The organism is Myxococcales bacterium (assembly GCA_023898405.1).
Lineage (GTDB): Bacteria > Myxococcota > UBA727 > UBA727 > JABDBI01.
In genome coordinates, this window is record CP060221.1 from 2,473,639 (window position 1) to 2,490,559 (window position 16,921).

At 39.6% G+C, this 16,921-nt stretch carries 22 protein-coding genes; 11 read left to right on the forward strand and 11 right to left on the reverse strand.

The features are described 5' to 3' along the window. Nucleotides 1-130: 130 nt before the first annotated feature. Nucleotides 131-1,105: a hypothetical protein gene (locus tag H6731_11210; GenBank protein USN50803.1), complete on the reverse strand. Its 975-nt coding sequence runs from the start codon at nucleotides 1,103-1,105 to the stop codon at nucleotides 131-133. Nucleotides 1,106-1,297: 192 nt separating this feature from the next. Here H6731_11210 and H6731_11215 point away from each other — a divergent pair, with 192 nt between their 5' ends. Further along, complete coding sequence (locus H6731_11215; GenBank protein USN50804.1) at nucleotides 1,298-1,645, forward strand: transposase; 348 nt, start codon at nucleotides 1,298-1,300, stop codon at nucleotides 1,643-1,645. Nucleotides 1,646-2,001: 356 nt separating this feature from the next. Here the strand turns inward: H6731_11215 and H6731_11220 are convergent, their stop codons facing one another. The 4 genes from H6731_11220 to H6731_11235 all read right to left on the reverse strand — a co-directional run bounded on the left by H6731_11220 (nucleotide 2,002) and on the right by H6731_11235 (nucleotide 4,931). After that, nucleotides 2,002-2,271 (reverse strand): DDE-type integrase/transposase/recombinase, encoded by a 270-nt coding sequence (locus tag H6731_11220; GenBank protein ID USN50805.1) that lies wholly within the window; start codon nucleotides 2,269-2,271, stop codon nucleotides 2,002-2,004. A 23-nt stretch (nucleotides 2,272-2,294) separates the two neighbouring features. Then, nucleotides 2,295-3,023: an IS6 family transposase gene (locus tag H6731_11225; GenBank protein ID USN50806.1), complete on the reverse strand. Its 729-nt coding sequence runs from the start codon at nucleotides 3,021-3,023 to the stop codon at nucleotides 2,295-2,297. 139 nt (nucleotides 3,024-3,162) lie between these two features. Beyond that, nucleotides 3,163-4,113 carry a DDE-type integrase/transposase/recombinase gene (locus tag H6731_11230; protein USN50807.1) on the reverse strand — a complete coding sequence of 317 codons (951 nt, stop codon included), beginning with the start codon at nucleotides 4,111-4,113 and terminating at the stop codon, nucleotides 3,163-3,165. A gap of 623 nt (nucleotides 4,114-4,736) precedes the next feature. Continuing rightward, entirely contained in the window at nucleotides 4,737-4,931 is a 195-nt protein-coding gene (locus H6731_11235) for a hypothetical protein (GenBank protein ID USN50808.1), read from the reverse strand. Between H6731_11235 and H6731_11240 the strand changes: the two genes are divergently transcribed. Continuing rightward, complete coding sequence (locus tag H6731_11240) at nucleotides 4,913-5,641, forward strand: IS6 family transposase (GenBank protein ID USN50809.1); 729 nt, start codon at nucleotides 4,913-4,915, stop codon at nucleotides 5,639-5,641. The genes H6731_11235 and H6731_11240 overlap by 19 nt on opposite strands. Nucleotides 5,642-5,901: 260 nt before the next feature. Continuing rightward, complete coding sequence (locus H6731_11245; GenBank protein USN50810.1) at nucleotides 5,902-7,431, forward strand: metallophosphoesterase; 1,530 nt, start codon at nucleotides 5,902-5,904, stop codon at nucleotides 7,429-7,431. A gap of 233 nt (nucleotides 7,432-7,664) precedes the next feature. Here H6731_11245 and H6731_11250 read toward each other — a convergent pair whose 3' ends face one another. Next, entirely contained in the window at nucleotides 7,665-8,393 is a 729-nt protein-coding gene (locus H6731_11250; protein ID USN50811.1) for an IS6 family transposase, read from the reverse strand. A 149-nt stretch (nucleotides 8,394-8,542) separates the two neighbouring features. Further along, the gene (locus H6731_11255) at nucleotides 8,543-9,523 is read right to left on the reverse strand and encodes an IS4 family transposase (protein ID USN50812.1); all 981 of its coding nucleotides are present in this window, start codon (nucleotides 9,521-9,523) and stop codon (nucleotides 8,543-8,545) included. Between the two features lie 47 nt (nucleotides 9,524-9,570). Between H6731_11255 and H6731_11260 the strand changes: the two genes are divergently transcribed. After that, complete coding sequence (locus H6731_11260) at nucleotides 9,571-10,299, forward strand: IS6 family transposase (protein ID USN50813.1); 729 nt, start codon at nucleotides 9,571-9,573, stop codon at nucleotides 10,297-10,299. Nucleotides 10,300-10,347: 48 nt separating this feature from the next. On the opposite strand, the gene H6731_11265 is transcribed toward H6731_11260, so the two are convergent. Then, the gene (locus H6731_11265; protein ID USN50814.1) at nucleotides 10,348-10,599 is read right to left on the reverse strand and encodes a hypothetical protein; all 252 of its coding nucleotides are present in this window, start codon (nucleotides 10,597-10,599) and stop codon (nucleotides 10,348-10,350) included. Nucleotides 10,600-10,781: 182 nt separating this feature from the next. Here H6731_11265 and H6731_11270 point away from each other — a divergent pair, with 182 nt between their 5' ends. From H6731_11270 to H6731_11300, 7 genes are all read left to right on the forward strand, one after another. Then, the gene (locus H6731_11270) at nucleotides 10,782-11,090 is read left to right on the forward strand and encodes a type II toxin-antitoxin system RelE/ParE family toxin (protein USN51990.1); all 309 of its coding nucleotides are present in this window, start codon (nucleotides 10,782-10,784) and stop codon (nucleotides 11,088-11,090) included. Continuing rightward, nucleotides 11,087-11,389, forward strand: a complete 303-nt coding sequence (locus H6731_11275) for a helix-turn-helix transcriptional regulator (protein USN50815.1) — start codon at nucleotides 11,087-11,089, stop codon at nucleotides 11,387-11,389. Before H6731_11270 ends, H6731_11275 begins: the two co-directional genes overlap by 4 nt. 116 nt (nucleotides 11,390-11,505) lie before the next feature. Beyond that, entirely contained in the window at nucleotides 11,506-12,234 is a 729-nt protein-coding gene (locus H6731_11280; GenBank protein ID USN50816.1) for an IS6 family transposase, read from the forward strand. Between the two features lie 154 nt (nucleotides 12,235-12,388). Continuing rightward, nucleotides 12,389-13,375: a DUF3383 family protein gene (locus H6731_11285; protein USN50817.1), complete on the forward strand. Its 987-nt coding sequence runs from the start codon at nucleotides 12,389-12,391 to the stop codon at nucleotides 13,373-13,375. A gap of 13 nt (nucleotides 13,376-13,388) precedes the next feature. Continuing rightward, nucleotides 13,389-13,817 carry a DUF3277 family protein gene (locus H6731_11290; protein USN50818.1) on the forward strand — a complete coding sequence of 143 codons (429 nt, stop codon included), beginning with the start codon at nucleotides 13,389-13,391 and terminating at the stop codon, nucleotides 13,815-13,817. Nucleotides 13,818-13,831: 14 nt separating this feature from the next. Next, entirely contained in the window at nucleotides 13,832-14,200 is a 369-nt protein-coding gene (locus tag H6731_11295; GenBank protein ID USN50819.1) for a hypothetical protein, read from the forward strand. Nucleotides 14,201-14,282: 82 nt separating this feature from the next. Beyond that, the gene (locus tag H6731_11300; protein ID USN50820.1) at nucleotides 14,283-14,423 is read left to right on the forward strand and encodes a hypothetical protein; all 141 of its coding nucleotides are present in this window, start codon (nucleotides 14,283-14,285) and stop codon (nucleotides 14,421-14,423) included. Between the two features lie 6 nt (nucleotides 14,424-14,429). Here the strand turns inward: H6731_11300 and H6731_11305 are convergent, their stop codons facing one another. The 3 genes from H6731_11305 to H6731_11315 all read right to left on the reverse strand — a co-directional run bounded on the left by H6731_11305 (nucleotide 14,430) and on the right by H6731_11315 (nucleotide 16,871). Beyond that, complete coding sequence (locus H6731_11305) at nucleotides 14,430-15,290, reverse strand: nucleotidyl transferase AbiEii/AbiGii toxin family protein (protein ID USN50821.1); 861 nt, start codon at nucleotides 15,288-15,290, stop codon at nucleotides 14,430-14,432. Next, a complete protein-coding gene (locus H6731_11310; protein USN50822.1) occupies nucleotides 15,280-15,861 on the reverse strand; it encodes a type IV toxin-antitoxin system AbiEi family antitoxin domain-containing protein in 582 nt (193 codons plus the stop codon). Before H6731_11310 ends, H6731_11305 begins: the two co-directional genes overlap by 11 nt. A 230-nt stretch (nucleotides 15,862-16,091) precedes the next feature. Beyond that, on the reverse strand, nucleotides 16,092-16,871 hold the full coding sequence (locus H6731_11315) for an IS5 family transposase (GenBank protein ID USN50823.1): 780 nt from the start codon (nucleotides 16,869-16,871) through the stop codon (nucleotides 16,092-16,094). Between the last annotated feature and the right edge of the window lie 50 nt (nucleotides 16,872-16,921).

Below are 16,921 nucleotides of genomic sequence, written 5' to 3' on the forward strand. Positions count from 1 at the left end.
GACCTCAAAATTTTTGGGTAACCCTTTTCGGATACCCTCTTATAAAATGTGCTATTTGCATTTCTCGGCAGCTCTTGAGGGTAGATCAGGTTATTCCAATCTTCTGTTCTCTTGAAGCTGCCGATTCGTTTCAATTTCGACCAAAGTCGAGCTTATTAAAAAGCAATAACTGAGCTTGTGCATCTTTAATGGCGGCGCTCATCTCTCTTGCCTGTTCATTAATATTAGCATTAGCGCTTACTAGAAGATTCCTGAGGTAGTTTTCATAAACGGCAGCACTCTGTACTAATTTCTGAGTGGATTCTTGGCTTACTGTTTTTGGAACTATCTCTCTAATAATACGGTTAAAAGTCAGAAAAGCACTGGCAAAGATAAGTTTTAAGCCATCGCTTTGAGAATAAGTCCTAAATTCCGACTCATTGGGCATTCCTATTTCATCTAGCTCACTATCGAATAGGGAACCAATTTTATTCTTGGAATATAAATGTTTTATGTCGAAGATAATATTTTGGTATCTTTCTAGAAGTTCTTTTTCAGTCGGGAATGTTGGCTCCGTTTTGGCCTCTAAGTGAAGCTTTAGCATGTCCGACATAAGTCCTGTGTCAAAGGCAAAAACTTTTTTGCTTTGGGGATCGTATGAAAGATTATCAAACTTTAAATCATCGAAATCCAAGCCAGAGGAGAGGATGCCTTTCATAAACCTTAAGTAGGCCAATCTAAAATCTTTATTTAGGACAAATGCCAATTCTTCAATGGTTTCTCCTGGTGCTTTTTTTTGGAAAAAATGGAGGGCTTGATTCGGATCAAAACTAAATAAGGTAGTCGGCCCTAAACCAATGGCGTAAACAAAAAATGAGCCAAATTTATCGATACAATGCTGATTAGCAAGTTTTGGCTGCGCCTTCTTTATGTACCAAATATCGTTATTGTTGTTTGACTTTGAGGTAGGCGTAAGCTGGTAGACAATATTGATATCACCCTTTCCTATCTCTGAGCCTTGTTGGTACGCCACTCCGAATATATTATAAGTATTTGCCACCAAGGTGTTTGAACTTAGTAGCTTGATCATTAGAATAAAATAAACTTTTTTTAAAAGTGAAAGCATAATGAATAATCCTTAAAATTAAAATAATTTTAAAATAAAAAATACAACTAATTAAAAATTTAATCTAATACAAATAAAACAATAGTCAATCGAGATTTGCCTCCAGGGCGTACGCATGAGTAAATAAATCACGAGTTTCGCATTTTAAATTAATGGGTTAAGGCTCGGGGGATTAAGCCTCATGCTGTTGTAATGGATTCATGGCATTCCAGTCTCGATAACCTCAAATGTATTAGAGATCTTGGCTGGGTATGGGTAACTTCATTGCGTAAAAACCGCAAGGTTAACCGTGATGTTACTTTAGAAACGCTGGAGATTCCCGATGAAGGGCTTTTGATTCACTTACGTGGCTATGGTTGGGTAACGGTATTCAAGTTTGAGGCTAAAAATGGCCGCATTGATTTCATAACAACAAATATGAAAGATCCTACCCGAAATGAGGTAAAAAAAATCATGGAACATCGTTGGTCTATCGAAGTCTATCATCGTGAAATAAAGCAAACATGTGGTATTGAGCGTTGTCAGGCACATACTGGTTAAGCGCAAAGAAATCATATTTTTCTTTCTATAGCTGCTTGGTTTGCTAAACATAAAGCAAGGCTAAAAACAAGAGATTCATTTTATTGCCAGCAGTGGGATGTTATTAAAAGGGTAGTGTTGCAAACAATGACAGAGTACAAAGATGTCCTCCAATAGGTTGACTTACATTTCAAGAATTGGGTCACTCAGTCCAAATTGTCTGTTGATGAACTTTTTAATTGATACACGAGTTTCGCGCTTTATTTTTAGAATTCAAGAGTAAGTCATTAATAACTTGATGTTTTGTGTGATAGCACTTTTAATGGTAGTGTTGCAAACAATGACAGAGTACAAAGAGGCCCCTCCAATAGGTTAACTTACATTTCAAGAATTGGGTCACTCAGTCCAAATTGTCTGTTGATGAACTTTTTAATTGATAGTGAACTTTTATCCATTAAGTGGTAGAGCTGACCTTTGAATAGCATATGCATTGTTTCAATTCCGCGAATTGTGTTGAAGGCTGTCTTGTAAGAGAAATAGCCCATGCTATGCCGTGTTTTCCATTTTATCCTCCTGTGATCCTGCTCTATAATATTATTTAAAGGGGCTGTAGTAGCGGTAGTGTTGCAAACAATGACAGAGTACAAAGAGGCCCCTCCAATAGGTTAACTTACATTTCAAGAATTGGGTCACTCAGTCCAAATTGTCTGTTGATGAACTTTTTAATTGATAGTGAACTTTTATCCATTAAGTGGTAGAGCTGACCTTTGAATAGCATATGCATTGTTTCAATTCCGCGAATTGTGTTGAAGGCTGTCTTGTAAGAGAAATAGCCCATGCTATGCCGTGTTTTCCATTTTATCCTCCTGTGATCCTGCTCTATAATATTATTTAAATATTTGCTTTGCCTAAGTTCCACATTGAGATACTTACCTTCACTTTGAAGTTGAGATAAGGCAGCCGGATATGATGGGTGGCGATCAACAGTTAAAGTCCGTGGCTCAGCGCTCCTGCGTAGCATTGATAACTTGCCTAAAAATAGCTTGGCAGCTTTTTGATTTCGGGTTTTGCTAAGATAAAAATCAATAGTCTGTCCCCGTGAATCGATAGCCCTATAGAGATAGAGCCACTTTCCCTTTACTTTGACGTAGGTTTCATCAAGCTTCCAAGAATCATTTGGTGATTTCAAAAAGTAGCTGGCGCGCTTTTGTATCTCTGGAGCATAGTGCTGAACCCATCGGTAGATTGTTGTATGATCGGCATTTAGACCACGCTCTTTCATCATCTCTTCTAGGTCACGATAACTGACCCTGTAACGAAGGTACCAACGTACGCAAAGAAGGATTGCTTCGCCTTGATAATGCCGCCATTTAAAATCTGATGAAGTGTGTTTTCTCATCCCTCAATATTAGTAAAAATGGAGCCCATTCACAAAATCAGGATTTTTTGCAACACTACCATATTTATACATACTTTTAAAGCCTAGCAAGTTTATTTAAACTTAACAATCAGATGTCTAGGATCATGACATATGAGACTCAAGAGACTCTAAATTTATATCCTTTTGACTCTAAAAATTCCTGAGGCGTCTGTAAACCCAGGGCCTCATGAGGCCTGTCCCAGTTATAGGTATCCATATAATCGTTCAAAAGCGGTCTTAATTCAGTAAGTTGCGTGGGTAAATCATAGAGCTCGTAGAAATCGGTGCGCCAGGTTCCGTTAATTCGCTCTACATGGCCGTTCAGTTTGGGTGATTTGGGGGCCAATACAGCCAGTTCTAGTTTGTATTTTTTGCAGGCATCTTCAAACTCAGCCATAAATTCGCTACCGCCATCAACCTGAATTTTTTGTATTGGAAATGGCGATTGATTTATCAGTTTATCTATAAAATCACTGGCTGTTTTAGCGGTGGCTCTGGTGTATACCTCGGCAGTATTCCATCGACTTACTGTGCAAATAGCATTGAAGTGTTTTAAAACGCATCCATAAGCCATAGGGACGCTCATATGATCTATTTGAATAGCTTGCCCTGGGGAATCTGCTTTGAGCTTTTGTCCTCGTTTAAGCCTGATAGCGTAGGGTCTTTTGGGCTTTAATCTTACGATGCCTTTGTGCCTTGAAAGCTTGGCTGATACTAAAACACCACGTTGTAAAAGCCCAGAAATAACCCTTCCTACCGCGCTCTCAGAAATATCCACACCTTCTCTTTTTAAAAGTTTTGTTATTTTTCTTTTTCCCCACCTGGGAAACTCTTCTCGCAGTGCTTGGATCCGTATTGTCACATTGCTTCGATTTTTGGCTTTGCGAAAGTTTTTGGGACGTCTGCTTTTGGAAATGAGGCTATCAAGCCTCATGGTTTTATTTTTACGCCAGCGATAAAGCGTTGATCGAGGCACACCAACAATCTTAGCTGCATCATCTGATGATAAACCTTTAGACATAATTTTGGAATTGTAAGCCCAAAAAAGGAGCCCCTCATGCAGCAACATTACTTGCTTCACCAAGTGTACTATAAAGTTAAGAAAGTTCGAGTAAGAGCTCAGATAAAGAAGCACAAAGCCATTTTGACGCCATATTCCGCTTCGAGGAAGCTAAGTCCCTTCTTATTTATCGCAAAAATCTCATATCTGTTTGAACCTGGTCAGTTTGACATAAGAGTGATATGTTTATTGCAAAAACGATCATTTTATTAGATGGGTTCACTAGTGTTGGGGAAAAATTCTTTTGGGTTTGGATTTAAATATCTTTATGTGAACAAAAACACCACTCAAACGTGAGTATTAATTAAAATCAAATTCATCATCAAATCTAGTCACCTCGTGGGGAAACACAAATTTATTGGAGTTGGATGCAGAATAATTTAGAAACCGAACACCCAGTACAATATTTGGAAAAAATTTCTTTTTTTGATGGTTGATGTTTTTGATTGGATTCGATGAGTTGAAAATTAATTTCCGTGACCGTAATCGAAGATGTTTACGGGAACGGTAACTACGTTACGTACCGTTCCGTACCGTTGAACTTTTGTCCCTGTAAGTGCCCGAAATCATTGAATTTTGAAAATTTAGAGGGGACAGTTAACCTATTTAGAGGCTGTAAAAAAAATCAAATCTCAGGTGGTAAGCCAATTTTCCAATCGTCTGATACATAATCTTGCATTAGCGATGTAGTTCATTGATTCCTGATGCTTTGTATTCTTCTCATAGTTACGCACCAGACGCCTATTTCGGTAGTGTTGCAAAAAATCCTGACTTTGTGAATGGGCTCCATTTTTACTAATATTGAGGGATGAGAAAACACACTTCATCAGATTTTAAATGGCGGCATTATCAAGGCGAAGCAATCCTTCTTTGCGTACGTTGGTATCTCCGTTACAGGGTCAGTTATCGTGACCTAGAAGAGATGATGAAAGAGCGTGGTCTAAATGCCGATCATACAACAATCTACCGATGGGTTCAGCACTATGCTCCAGAGATACAAAAGCGCGCCAGCTACTTTTTGAAATCACCAAATGATTCTTGGAAGCTTGATGAAACCTACGTCAAAGTAAAGGGAAAGTGGCTCTATCTCTATAGGGCTATCGATTCACGGGGACAGACTATTGATTTTTATCTTAGCAAAACCCGAAATCAAAAAGCTGCCAAGCTATTTTTAGGCAAGTTATCAATGCTACGCAGAAGCGCTGAGCCACGGACTTTAACTGTTGATCGCCACCCATCATATCCGGCTGCCTTATCTCAACTTCAAAGTGAAGGTAAGTATCTCAATGTGGAACTTAGGCAAAGCAAATATTTAAATAATATTATAGAGCAGGATCACAGGAGGATAAAATGGAAAGCACGGCATAGCATGGGCTATTTCTCTTACAAGACAGCCTTCAATACAATTCGTGGAATTGAAACAATGCATATGCTATTCAAAGGTCAGCTCTACCACTTAATGGATAAAAGTTCACTATCAATTAAAAAGTTCATCAACAGACAATTTGGACTGAGTGACCCAATTCTTGAAATGTAAGTTAACCTATTGGAGGGGCATCTTTGTACTCTGTCATTGTTTGCAACACTACCTTTTATGGTGCTTATAAGCCATAAAAGCGATCCGAGCCTTGAAGAGGAACTTGCTAAGCTTAGGAAAAAGCTTGATCAAAAATAGCTCAGCTTTAACTTAAGTTTAGCTCGCATATATAAATATAAAACACAAATTAATCTGCAGATAATCTCTTTATTTGTTGCAATAATAGAAATACTTTATTAATAATAAATAAATGGTGATTCATGGAAATTAATAATTTCAACATTATAACAATATTATTTTTATTTTACTTTTTTAGTGGTATAATATTTGCCAACACTAATATCGTTATTGTTGGTGATTTTGGCAATGGTGATAAAATAATTAGCAATAATAAATATGGTCAAAAAATTGTAGCTGATGGCATGAAAGATTACTGCATAACTAAGCAAAACTCTGATGAAAAGTGCTCATTTTTGGTAGGAACTGGGGATAACTTTTACCCAGATGGTATTTCAGATAATGAGACGGAAAATTTAGAAAAATTTTTCCAAAATCGTTTTATGAAATACTATGCTCCCCTCAAAGATTTGCAATTGCCATTTTTTATGAGCCTGGGAAATCATGACATTGGTGATTTAGGTTGGGGCTCTACGCTTCAAAGACTCTATACCACCAATGCTAGTTGGCTTGCTGCAGCAGGAAAAAGAATAGCAAATCAAATATATATTCATGGAAATAAAGAAATAAACCCTGAAGTCCAATTTAAAATTGGTACTAATTCTTACCAGATTCCCTTTTTCTATTTGCCATCACCTTTTTATTCTTTTGATTTAAATAATAAAGCGATAACTTTATTTGCCATAGATACCATGAGCTATCCTGCAAAACATTTTAATGATGAGTTGCTTTCTAATCTTGCCCAACAAGACACCACCGATATAGACAAGGAATTAAAAAAAGATGCCATAAGTGAAGAACAAAAATCTGAAAACGAACAATTCGAACGCATGATACAACAGGAATGGGTGTTGCTGGACGAGAAAGAGAAAAAAGCAAAAGAGCTCAATTTGCTCCCTAATCCCAATAACAATTTACAGTCACAGGCATTAAGGGCGGCTATGAACAATCAAGCAAAATGGAAAATTGCTTTTGGACATTTTCCCTTTATTAGTCACGGCAGACATGGAAAAGAGTTTTTAAGCGTAACCGAAAGCAAGCCGATACAACAATTGCGCGAAGATCTTTGCAATAACAAAGTTGATTTTTACCTAACGGGTCATGATCACCACATGGAACTGAGTACTTATAAGTGTTCTGATGGACATGTAGTGGTAGTTATTCTTTCCGGTGCTGGTTCAAAATTGGATAGAATCAGATGGGGCACCTTGGATAGAAAAGCAGAAAATGTTGGATATATTAGCTGGGGGATGAGCTTATTAACAGGACAAGGTTATGAGGATCCTTTTGGAAAAAATTCATCCTTTCACTGGGGAAATGGCAGATATTTTGAAAAGATGGGTGATGATATTAAGTTTAAGAAGGAAGTAGCTTCACAGGTATTAGGATTTGCTACTTTACAGCTCGACAATGATGGTAAGGAAGCCATTATCAGAATGCATGTCTCATATGCTAAGGCTAAAAATAGCAGCGGAAAATATGTTGACTTACCGATCAACTCTCCTGAATACAATACTGCTTGCATCAGGTTTAGAAAGGCTCCACATTTTTCTTTGACACGCTGTGATGAAGGCAAAGACCAGGAAAGCGAAACGAACCTTGTTTACAAGTAAGTTTTGATAGCAATAATTTTTGCTGAGTACATTTATCGGAGGTCCTTGCTTTGTTAAAAGGGCCTCCGATTTGTTCAAACATCAATCAAAATTACCTTTTTGGCTTATTTGCCTAAATAGAACGAGAGCTAATATCAGTGATGAGCAAAGAGGGTTTGGCGGTAATGTTGCAAAAAATCCGGTAGTGTTGCAAACAATGACAGAGTACAAAGATGCCCCTCCAATAGGTTAACTTACATTTCAAGAATTGGGTCACTCAGTCCAAATTGTCTGTTGATGAACTTTTTAATTGATAGTGAACTTTTATCCATTAAGTGGTAGAGCTGACCTTTGAATAGCATATGCATTGTTTCAATTCCACGAATTGTGTTGAAGGCTGTCTTGTAAGAGAAATAGCCCATGCTATGCCGTGTTTTCCATTTTATCCTCCTGTGATCCTGCTCTATAATATTATTTAAATATTTGCTTTGCCTAAGTTCCACATTGAGATACTTACCTTCACTTTGAAGTTGAGATAAGGCAGCCGGATATGATGGGTGGCGATCAACAGTTAAAGTCCGTGGCTCAGCGCTCCTGCGTAGCATTGATAACTTGCCTAAAAATAGCTTGGCAGCTTTTTGATTTCGGGTTTTGCTAAGATAAAAATCAATAGTCTGTCCCCGTGAATCGATAGCCCTATAGAGATAGAGCCACTTTCCCTTTACTTTGACGTAGGTTTCATCAAGCTTCCAAGAATCATTTGGTGATTTCAAAAAGTAGCTGGCGCGCTTTTGTATCTCTGGAGCATAGTGCTGAACCCATCGGTAGATTGTTGTATGATCGGCATTTAGACCACGCTCTTTCATCATCTCTTCTAGGTCACGATAACTGACCCTGTAACGAAGGTACCAACGTACGCAAAGAAGGATTGCTTCGCCTTGATAATGCCGCCATTTAAAATCTGATGAAGTGTGTTTTCTCATCCCTCAATATTAGTAAAAATGGAGCCCATTCACAAAATCAGGATTTTTTGCAACACTACCATATTTAATGTGTCCTCCCAACCTTGCTATTTGCCTTAAAACTTCATCGACAGTAAGCAATGATTCCGCGGTATAATTTTGCAGCATAGCTAATAATGGAGGCGGTATATAAAGTTCTGGTGAGCTATTTGCTTCATTTGCTTTATTGCGTAGCCGCAGGAGAAACCAGGGGCTATTGGTATAAAGACTCCCAAACAATTTTTCAGGCTGTGAAAGCTTTCTAACTGTCTTTTTTCATATGAGCATCCAGTTTTAAGGACTTTAAAGTATTCTTCTATGACCCAACGTGAGCAATAGCATTCGATAATCTTTTCGATATCTTGGCGCGAAGCGATTGGTTCTTGAGTGAGTAAAATCCATTCAATAGGCTTTTCATCTTTAGGCGGATTTCGCTCTAGAATAAGAACAGCATTTATATCTAAAGATAATGCATATTTTTTATCTACACAGTTTGATCTTTTTAATGTAATTTGTTTTGCTTTAATATCTACTATCGTATTGCGGGCATCTCTTTTAACAAGCCTTTTATTATTAGCCCCGCCGGATTTTTTATTTCTTCTAGAAAGATGTATTTCTTTAGAAAACAATCTGCTTTCTTCTGCAAATTCCTCGCGTAAATGCTTGCCGTTTACAAGGGCGCGGTCATAGCAGCCCCTAACAATAAATCGATGTTCTTTGTTCGATAAATCAGCAAGCAAAGCATAACTATCTGTTTCACTATCGCATACGTGGATTGCATTTTTAGCGCTTTCGCTGAGTTTAGAAATGCTATCGATTGCGTCATTCCATCTTTGTTTTTCCGATGGCAGGCGACGAGACTGAGTCTGTGTAAGAATCCCTTTTTTTCTGAGTGCATAAGGACTGATTTTTTCACCGCGCTTAAAACAATGCAACCCCAATGTACCTAATGGTTCTCTATCTGACGCAGAAATAGCTAAACTGAAATGACCAAAGAAGCTTGCACTTTTACCTAGTGAGGTTGTTCCAAGGTCTCGTCTCTTTCCTGAAAATACAAACTCACTCGAATCATGCGCAATAATAATATCATTATTCTTATGGTAGTGTTGCAAAAAATCCTGATTTTGTGAATGGGCTCCATTTTTACTACTATTGAGGGATGAGAAAACACACTTTATCAGATTTTAAATGGCGCCATTATCAAGGCGAAGCAATCCTTCTTTGCGTACGTTGGTATCTCCGTTACAGGGTCAGTTATCGTGACCTAGAAGAGATGATGAAAGAGCGTGGTCTAAATGCCGATCATACAACAATCTACCGATGGGTTCAGCACTATGCTCCAGAGATACAAAAGCGCGCCAGCTACTTTTTGAAATCACCAAATGATTCTTGGAAGCTTGATGAAACCTACGTCAAAGTAAAGGGGAGGTGGCTCTATCTCTATAGGGCTATCGATTCACGGGGACAGACTATTGATTTTTATCTTAGCAAAACCCGAAATCAAAAAGCTGCCAAGCTGTTTTTAGGCAAGTTATCAAGGTTACGCAGGAGTCCTGAGCCACGAACTTTAACTGTTGATCGCCACCCATCATATCCGGCTGCTTTATCTCAACTTCAAAGTGAAGGTAAGTATCTCAATGTGGAACTTAGGCAAAGCAAATATTTAAATAATATTATAGAGCAGGATCACAGGAGGATAAAATGGAAAGCACGGCATAGCATGGGCTATTTCTCTTACAAGACAGCCTTCAACACAATTCGTGGAATTGAAACAATGCATATGCTATTCAAAGGTCAGCTCTACCACTTAATGGATAAAAGTTCACTATCAATTAAAAAGTTCATCAACAGACAATTTGGACTGAGTGACCCAATTCTTGAATTGTAAGTTAACCTATTGGAGGGGCATCTTTGTACTCTGTCATTGTTTGCAACACTACCCGAAATAACCCGCTAGTACACCGAGCGCCTTTTTGGCCTTGAATGAAAAATCCTGTATCTGATTTTGGGCCAACTTTGCTTTTCGTTCATCGAACTTCACCGCCACATCAAGCGGCATCTTTTTGCTTAGGCCATTTATTGTGGAGTTCACATTGTCAGCAAAGCTATCAATGGACCTGATGGCTTCTTTGAGCTTTTTGGCATCAAATTTAAAACCAAACACTGCCTCTAAACTGCGCACTTGCATTTTTTAAAAACCCCAATCGATCCGCCTATTATAAGTCAGCTAGACAAAATGGGATTACTAAAATCTGGGGGTAAAAAGAAGAAATTGCTTGCATTTAACCGTTAAAAGTATTACACTATAAAGTGTAACCTTACATAGATGGTGTTTGTTTGTCTAAATGGACCACAAAATATTGGGCCGAAATTGATGGTTCTTCTCCAGTATCAGACTGGTTAGATAACCTACCTAAAGTGCAATACAAATCTCTGGCTAAAAAGGTGCTCTTGTTGGAACTATGCGGAAATGAGCTGAAAATGCCACACAGTAAGAGCTTGAAACAAGGTCTGTTTGAATTGCGTGACCCTTCATTTGGATTGAGGCTTTACTACTGTTTTCGGGATAAAAAATTAATTATTTTGTTAAATGGCGGGGATAAGAAATCACAAACCAAAGATATCAGGGCTGCTAGGGTATTGATTAAGCGGTTAGATGATGAGGAGGGTAAAAAATGAAGCTAATGAATTTTAAAGACCATCTTAAAAAACGGCTTGATGAGACTGAAATTAAGGAATTAGAAAAACAGGCTAAAATAGAGTACGAAGCTCTAAAACTTCTTCAGCACGACGTTGCTGCAGCTATTGCGCAACACATGGAGGAACATGGTATGAGTTTTAATGAATTAGTCAGAAGCCTTGGAATTAGCCCTACTCAAGGGGCCAAAATCAAGAAGGGAGAGGCAAACCTAACCTTCGCCTCTCTCGCTCATATTGCAGGGTATCTGGGAAAGAGACCTCATATTGTTTTTAGTTGATCGCTAGTGTTATTTTTCTAGCCTCATTCTTTGCACCCACTCAAGATACTCCATATGGTAGTGTTGCAAAAAATCCTGATTTTGTGAATGGGCTCCATTTTTACTACTATTGAGGGATGAGAAAACACACTTCATCAGATTTTAAATGGCGGCATTATCAAGGCGAAGCAATCCTTCTTTGCGTACGTTGGTACCTTCGTTACAGGGTCAGTTATCGTGACCTAGAAGAGATGATGAAAGAGCGTGGTCTAAATGCCGATCATACAACAATCTACCGATGGGTTCAGCACTATGCTCCAGAGATACAAAAGCGCGCCAGCTACTTTTTGAAATCACCAAATGATTCTTGGAAGCTTGATGAAACCTACGTCAAAGTAAAGGGAAAGTGGCTCTATCTCTATAGGGCTATCGATTCATGGGGACAGACTATTGATTTTTATCTTAGCAAAACCCGAAATCAAAAAGCTGCCAAGCTATTTTTAGGCAAGTTATCAAGGCTACGCAGGAGCGCTGAACCACGGACTTTAACTGTTGATCGCCACCCATCATATCCGGCTGCCTTATCTCAACTTCAAAGTGAAGGTAAGTATCTCAATGTGGAACTTAGGCAAAGCAAATATTTAAATAATATTATAGAGCAGGATCACAGGAGGATAAAATGGAAAACACGGCATAGCATGGGCTATTTCTCTTACAAGACAGCCTTCAACACAATTCGCGGAATTGAAACAATGCATATGCTATTCAAAGGTCAGCTCTACCACTTAATGGATAAAAGTTCACTATCAATTAAAAAGTTCATCAACAGACAATTTGGACTGAGTGACCCAATTCTTGAATTGTAAGTTAACCTATTGGAGGGGCATCTTTGTACTCTGTCATTGTTTGCAACACTACCGAGAATAGAGCTGCCTTTGATGTGGTGTTTCGTTTGATCATGCAGGAAAGTGCACCGATCAACACTGCCTATTTCGATTCGCTTGAATTAGAGAATCGCTTATGAGCATCGATAGCATCGTTAAAATTTCCATTGAAACGCAAAGTTTATCCATGGCCCAAAAGGGCTTTGGTGTGCCGCTGATACTAGGTTTTAAGGAAGCAGAGAAGGCAAGCGTGGAGATGTATCGTAATGCTGGCGAATTACCTGATGGCTCTCATGCATCATATAAAATGGCTAAGGCTGTTTTTTCTCAAAATCCTACGGTACCACTCTTAAAGATAGCTTTTGCCAAAAATGGTTTTTCTCTCAGTGAGGCTTTGAAATCCATATTGGATATAGAAAGTGATTTCTATGGTGTGTTACTGAGCCAGACACCAAGCGCAAAGGAATTGAAAGAAGCTGGTGCTTTGCTTGAATCAGGTCGCCTCATTCTAGGTTTTGATGTTGATGCCACCAGCAAGGATATTATCAAAAACCTTAAGAGCGACCGCATTTTTTGCATGCACAATCCAAGTTCAGAAGAATGTTTAAGTGCAGCCTGGATGGGAAAAATGTTGCCAGAAGCTCCAGGCTCATCCTCTTGGGCCTATCAGGATCTTAAACCTGTAGCGCCATATAGCCTCAGCGCGAGCATTGCTGACGAGCTCGATAAAGCACATATCAATCGTTACATCGGCATCAAAGGTGTTGGCGTGACCCTTGATGGAAAAATGCTCAGTGGCCGATTTATCGATATTACCCGCGGCATAGATTGGCTGCATGTACGCATCCAAGAGCGATTGTTTCGTTTGCTGATGATCAACAAAAAAATTCCCTACACCTTAAAAGGCATTGATTTGGTGCGCTCTGAGATTTTGGCCCAGCTCAAGGAAGCAATTTATCAGGGTGTGTTAGCCGAAGACCCAGAGCCGATGGTGAGCGTGCCCACCATAGAAGAGGTAAGTGAGCAAGTAAGAGGGGACCGCGTGTTGCCCAAAGTTCGCTTTAGCGGGCGATTAGCCGGTGCCATTCACAAGATTGAAATTCAGGGTGTTGTCACTGTTTAGAGGAGCGCAAAAAATGCACGCGTTTGAGCAATACGATCCAGAAAATTACTCGGTGGTATTCAATGGCATCCCCATCGAGGGCTTTGCTGAAGATGATTTTATCGACATTGAGTTCGATTCTGAAGGTTATCAAGACCAGATTGGCGCTGATGGCCATGTGGTGCGCTATAAAAGCTGTGATCAGCGAGCGACAATTACTTTCACACTAATGTCCACATCACCCAGCAATAAGCTTCTTTCAGTTATGTACAACGCCGATATCAAGTCACCCAATGGCATAGGCGTGGGCCCTCTGCTTATTAGAAACACCCAAGGTGCCACTGTGTTTATGGGTACCCAAGCCTGGATCCAAAAGATGCCCAAAACAACGCTGGGCAAAAATATTGGTGACAAAGAGTGGGTGATACGGGTGGCTAAACTTGAAGCATTCATATCTCAATAGGAGCAATACCAACTATGATCAAAACCAAAGAGACCAGTATTGATGGCAAAAACTTTAGAGTAACGCAGTTAGGCTATGCTGATGGCATCGAATTATTGACCAGGCTTTTAGCCTTAGCAGGATCCGCCTTTGAGAAGAATGAAGGTAAGGATTCTTTTTCGTTGGCACGATTGGCTGAGAGGCTCACGGCCAATGATTTAAAAATGGTCATCGAAAAGCTCGCTCACCGCACCGTGATCGAACGAGAGCCTGGCTCAGATAAATGGCCCAAGCTTGAGCCCGAAGCGGATTTGGCTGGAGATTATGCTTTGCTGTTTAAGTGGCTTAAATTTGCCTTGGAGGTCAATTACGGTGGTTTTTTTACGCCGCGGGCGATCTTCTAAAAGGCGCTACCCTAAAAGATCCAGCTCAGGCCAATGCGGTATAAACCCACCGAACATCCCGTGGGCTGTTTATCGCATTGCCATGTCGAGTTATTTTCATGTATCGCCCATAGAAATTGAAGAGCGTTGGTCAGTAGATGATGTGGACTATGCCCATGAGGCGTTGGATTATATGGATCACCTTGAGTGGGTGCAGACACGATCTAATAAGCTAACCAAGTAGCCAAGGCTAAAATTGTTCTTCAAGTGCGGATAAAATGTTGAGGAGCTTGTGCCAAGTGTCATCAAACGATGGTTTTGGTTCGGGTATAATCACTGATCTCCAAGAGGCACGCAAAATTTCTAGATCAAGATTTTCACCGAATACTTTGACAGACTTTGGCAAGTCCGTATTTCTATCCCTAAAAACTTGCTGAATTGTTTTGGTTAGATTAACGGCGTTTGAACAATGTGGGTAAATAGATACCATGTCATATAGGTCTTTTGCTCGCGAGTTCTTGGCACCACGCTTGACGAAAGTCTCAAGTTTTTCTGCAAATATTTGCTCAAGCGGATAGACATACCAAGATACTGAGCGATTATCCTCTATAAATGAAGGCATATCCATTTTTTCAAGTTGTGGAAATTTTTCATCCGATAGCCCGATATCGAAGTGAATCCTTGATAGTTTTTTAATCTTTGCTTCGCTATTAGGCGATTCACCTATTTGAAAAGCACAATTAAAACGTATGCCATCATAATCATTTTCAATCAGAATACTTTCATGCCTTACATCGCCATACCACAAGCCATCTTCAAGATTTGCACTAATCGAATCCTTTATTAGTGGTATCAACCTATCAAGCGGAAAAAGGAAATATGATGCATCCAGGTCATGAGTAAAGCGAGCCGAATTTAAGTGCTTTAGCAAGGCAAAGCCACCTTTAAAAACTAAATGTTTCGACAAAATGGGATTGCTTTCTAATCTTGCTACAAGGCGCTCTAAAGCGATTATAACCCTGAGTTGATTAAGTGAAAACTCAGTTTTTCCTGAGCTTGCCAGCCCTTTTAGTGCTGATACGATCTTTTTTGATTGTTTATTAGTAGTCAATATAAGTCTCCAATACGGTTTTAATACGGCGAAATAAATTTAGCTGCTTGGCCATCGCTATTATTTTTGAAATATCAGTATGTTTTTTATTAATAGCTCGTTTAACAGCACTGTGTGCAGCAAGTGTTCCAATATAGCGAGGATAAGCTATAGCTTCGACGATGGTGCGCTCAATAGATGTTATCCAATAGCCCTCATGTTTATCTATTCCGGTGCGCCACTTTGGGTTCGCTCTTCGGACCGCATGGATAGATTTATTTTTTACTCGCTTTGATAATGGAACCCAAACCCAGGTTTCTTTGTCTATTTCGTCCGTTAAATCATAAAATACCAAAGCGGACCACAAGCAGATTGCGCAAGGAAACCCAGCAATCACCGTTGTTTGGCGATAAATATCTTCATTATCAAAAGAATCAGTGGGTATTTGATATAGCCCTCTATCGATGTGCTCTAAGAGCCCCTGTTTTACTAATTGCTCAATATGATACTGAGATAGCCCACATTTTACAGCTTGCGTATAGGTAAATATCCCTTTTTTTATTAGAACTGGCGGTAGCTTATCGTGGATCATTAATAAAAATTGACACAGTTTTTAAAAAATGTCAATCTTTAAGAGGGCATCCGAAAAGTTTTAGCCTTCGGGCATGATCGTAGAGAAATAAATTTAAAAAAAGCAGGTGGCTTTCTATAGTTTTCTGCCCAGGACCCATAAATATCTGTTCGAGAGCATAGCATCGCAAGGCTAATCAAATCTATGCCATGAAAGATGATCGCGAACACGTCTATCGAAGAAGAAAAGCTCTATCCTGGTCGTAACCTCCTTGTCATGGTGTTTATGGCCGCAAATTTGATCCACGCCTCAGAGTTGCGAGGTAGATACTCGTAGTCTTTGCTCAGTCGCCTTTGGCTGTTGAGCCAACCGAAAGTTCTCTCAACGACCCAACGAAATTTGACGATCTGAAATTTTTTTCGAGGTCTTTTTACTATTTTCAACAAAGCATTGAAAAGATCTGATACCCACTGTTTAAGCGGCTCGCCACTATACCCGCCATCGCCAAAAAAGATCTTTATGCTGGAAAATAATGGCTTCAATCGTCGCAGAAGCAGTTTCGCTCCAGCCCGCTCTGAAATCGCCGCAGAGTGAACAACAACCGCAAGGACAAGGCCCAAAATATCTGTTGCTAGATGACGCTTACGACCTTTGATCTTCTTGGCACCGTCGTATCCTTTTTCTATTGCAGGGACCGCAGTTTTAACGCTTTGACTGTCGACGATTGCAGCGCTTGGCTCTGTGCTTCTTCTAGCGTCAACCCTCACCATATCGCGCAGGACATGCAAAATGCGCTCAAAGGTACCGTCCTTCGACCAAGTCGAAAAATACTCATACACCGTTGATTTGGGTGGAAAGTCTAGCGGAAGAAGCTCCCACTGACATCCAGTTCTAAGCATGTAGCGGCAGCCATTGACTACATCGCGCATATCAGTCTTACGTGGTCTTCCGCCGGGCTTTGCTGGTGGAATTAGCGGCTCAATAAGTCGCCACTGCTCATCACTCAAATCAGTCTTGTATCGATTTTTCATAATTTACGTCGTTGCATTTTTGATTGCATAGATTAATTTTCAACAACGAC

Bases quoted from the DNA above. Each gene is read 5' to 3' on its own strand.
- H6731_11260 (USN50813.1), top strand. From the start codon at position 9,571: ATGAGAAAACACACTTTATCAGATTTTAAATGGCGCCATTATCAAGGC.
- H6731_11280 (USN50816.1), top strand. From the start codon at position 11,506: ATGAGAAAACACACTTCATCAGATTTTAAATGGCGGCATTATCAAGGC.
- H6731_11300 (USN50820.1), top strand. From the start codon at position 14,283: ATGTCGAGTTATTTTCATGTATCGCCCATAGAAATTGAAGAGCGTTGG.
- H6731_11275 (USN50815.1), top strand. From the start codon at position 11,087: ATGAAGCTAATGAATTTTAAAGACCATCTTAAAAAACGGCTTGATGAG.
- H6731_11215 (USN50804.1), top strand. From the start codon at position 1,298: ATGGATTCATGGCATTCCAGTCTCGATAACCTCAAATGTATTAGAGAT.
- H6731_11265 (USN50814.1), bottom strand. From the start codon at position 10,599: ATGCAAGTGCGCAGTTTAGAGGCAGTGTTTGGTTTTAAATTTGATGCC.
- H6731_11245 (USN50810.1), top strand. From the start codon at position 5,902: ATGGAAATTAATAATTTCAACATTATAACAATATTATTTTTATTTTAC.
- H6731_11290 (USN50818.1), top strand. From the start codon at position 13,389: ATGCACGCGTTTGAGCAATACGATCCAGAAAATTACTCGGTGGTATTC.
- H6731_11250 (USN50811.1), bottom strand. From the start codon at position 8,393: ATGAGAAAACACACTTCATCAGATTTTAAATGGCGGCATTATCAAGGC.
- H6731_11230 (USN50807.1), bottom strand. From the start codon at position 4,113: ATGTTGCTGCATGAGGGGCTCCTTTTTTGGGCTTACAATTCCAAAATT.
- H6731_11295 (USN50819.1), top strand. From the start codon at position 13,832: ATGATCAAAACCAAAGAGACCAGTATTGATGGCAAAAACTTTAGAGTA.
- H6731_11225 (USN50806.1), bottom strand. From the start codon at position 3,023: ATGAGAAAACACACTTCATCAGATTTTAAATGGCGGCATTATCAAGGC.
- H6731_11310 (USN50822.1), bottom strand. From the start codon at position 15,861: ATGATCCACGATAAGCTACCGCCAGTTCTAATAAAAAAAGGGATATTT.
- H6731_11240 (USN50809.1), top strand. From the start codon at position 4,913: ATGAGAAAACACACTTCATCAGATTTTAAATGGCGGCATTATCAAGGC.
- H6731_11285 (USN50817.1), top strand. From the start codon at position 12,389: ATGAGCATCGATAGCATCGTTAAAATTTCCATTGAAACGCAAAGTTTA.
- H6731_11235 (USN50808.1), bottom strand. From the start codon at position 4,931: ATGAAGTGTGTTTTCTCATCCCTCAATATTAGTAAAAATGGAGCCCAT.
- H6731_11210 (USN50803.1), bottom strand. From the start codon at position 1,105: ATGCTTTCACTTTTAAAAAAAGTTTATTTTATTCTAATGATCAAGCTA.
- H6731_11315 (USN50823.1), bottom strand. From the start codon at position 16,871: ATGAAAAATCGATACAAGACTGATTTGAGTGATGAGCAGTGGCGACTT.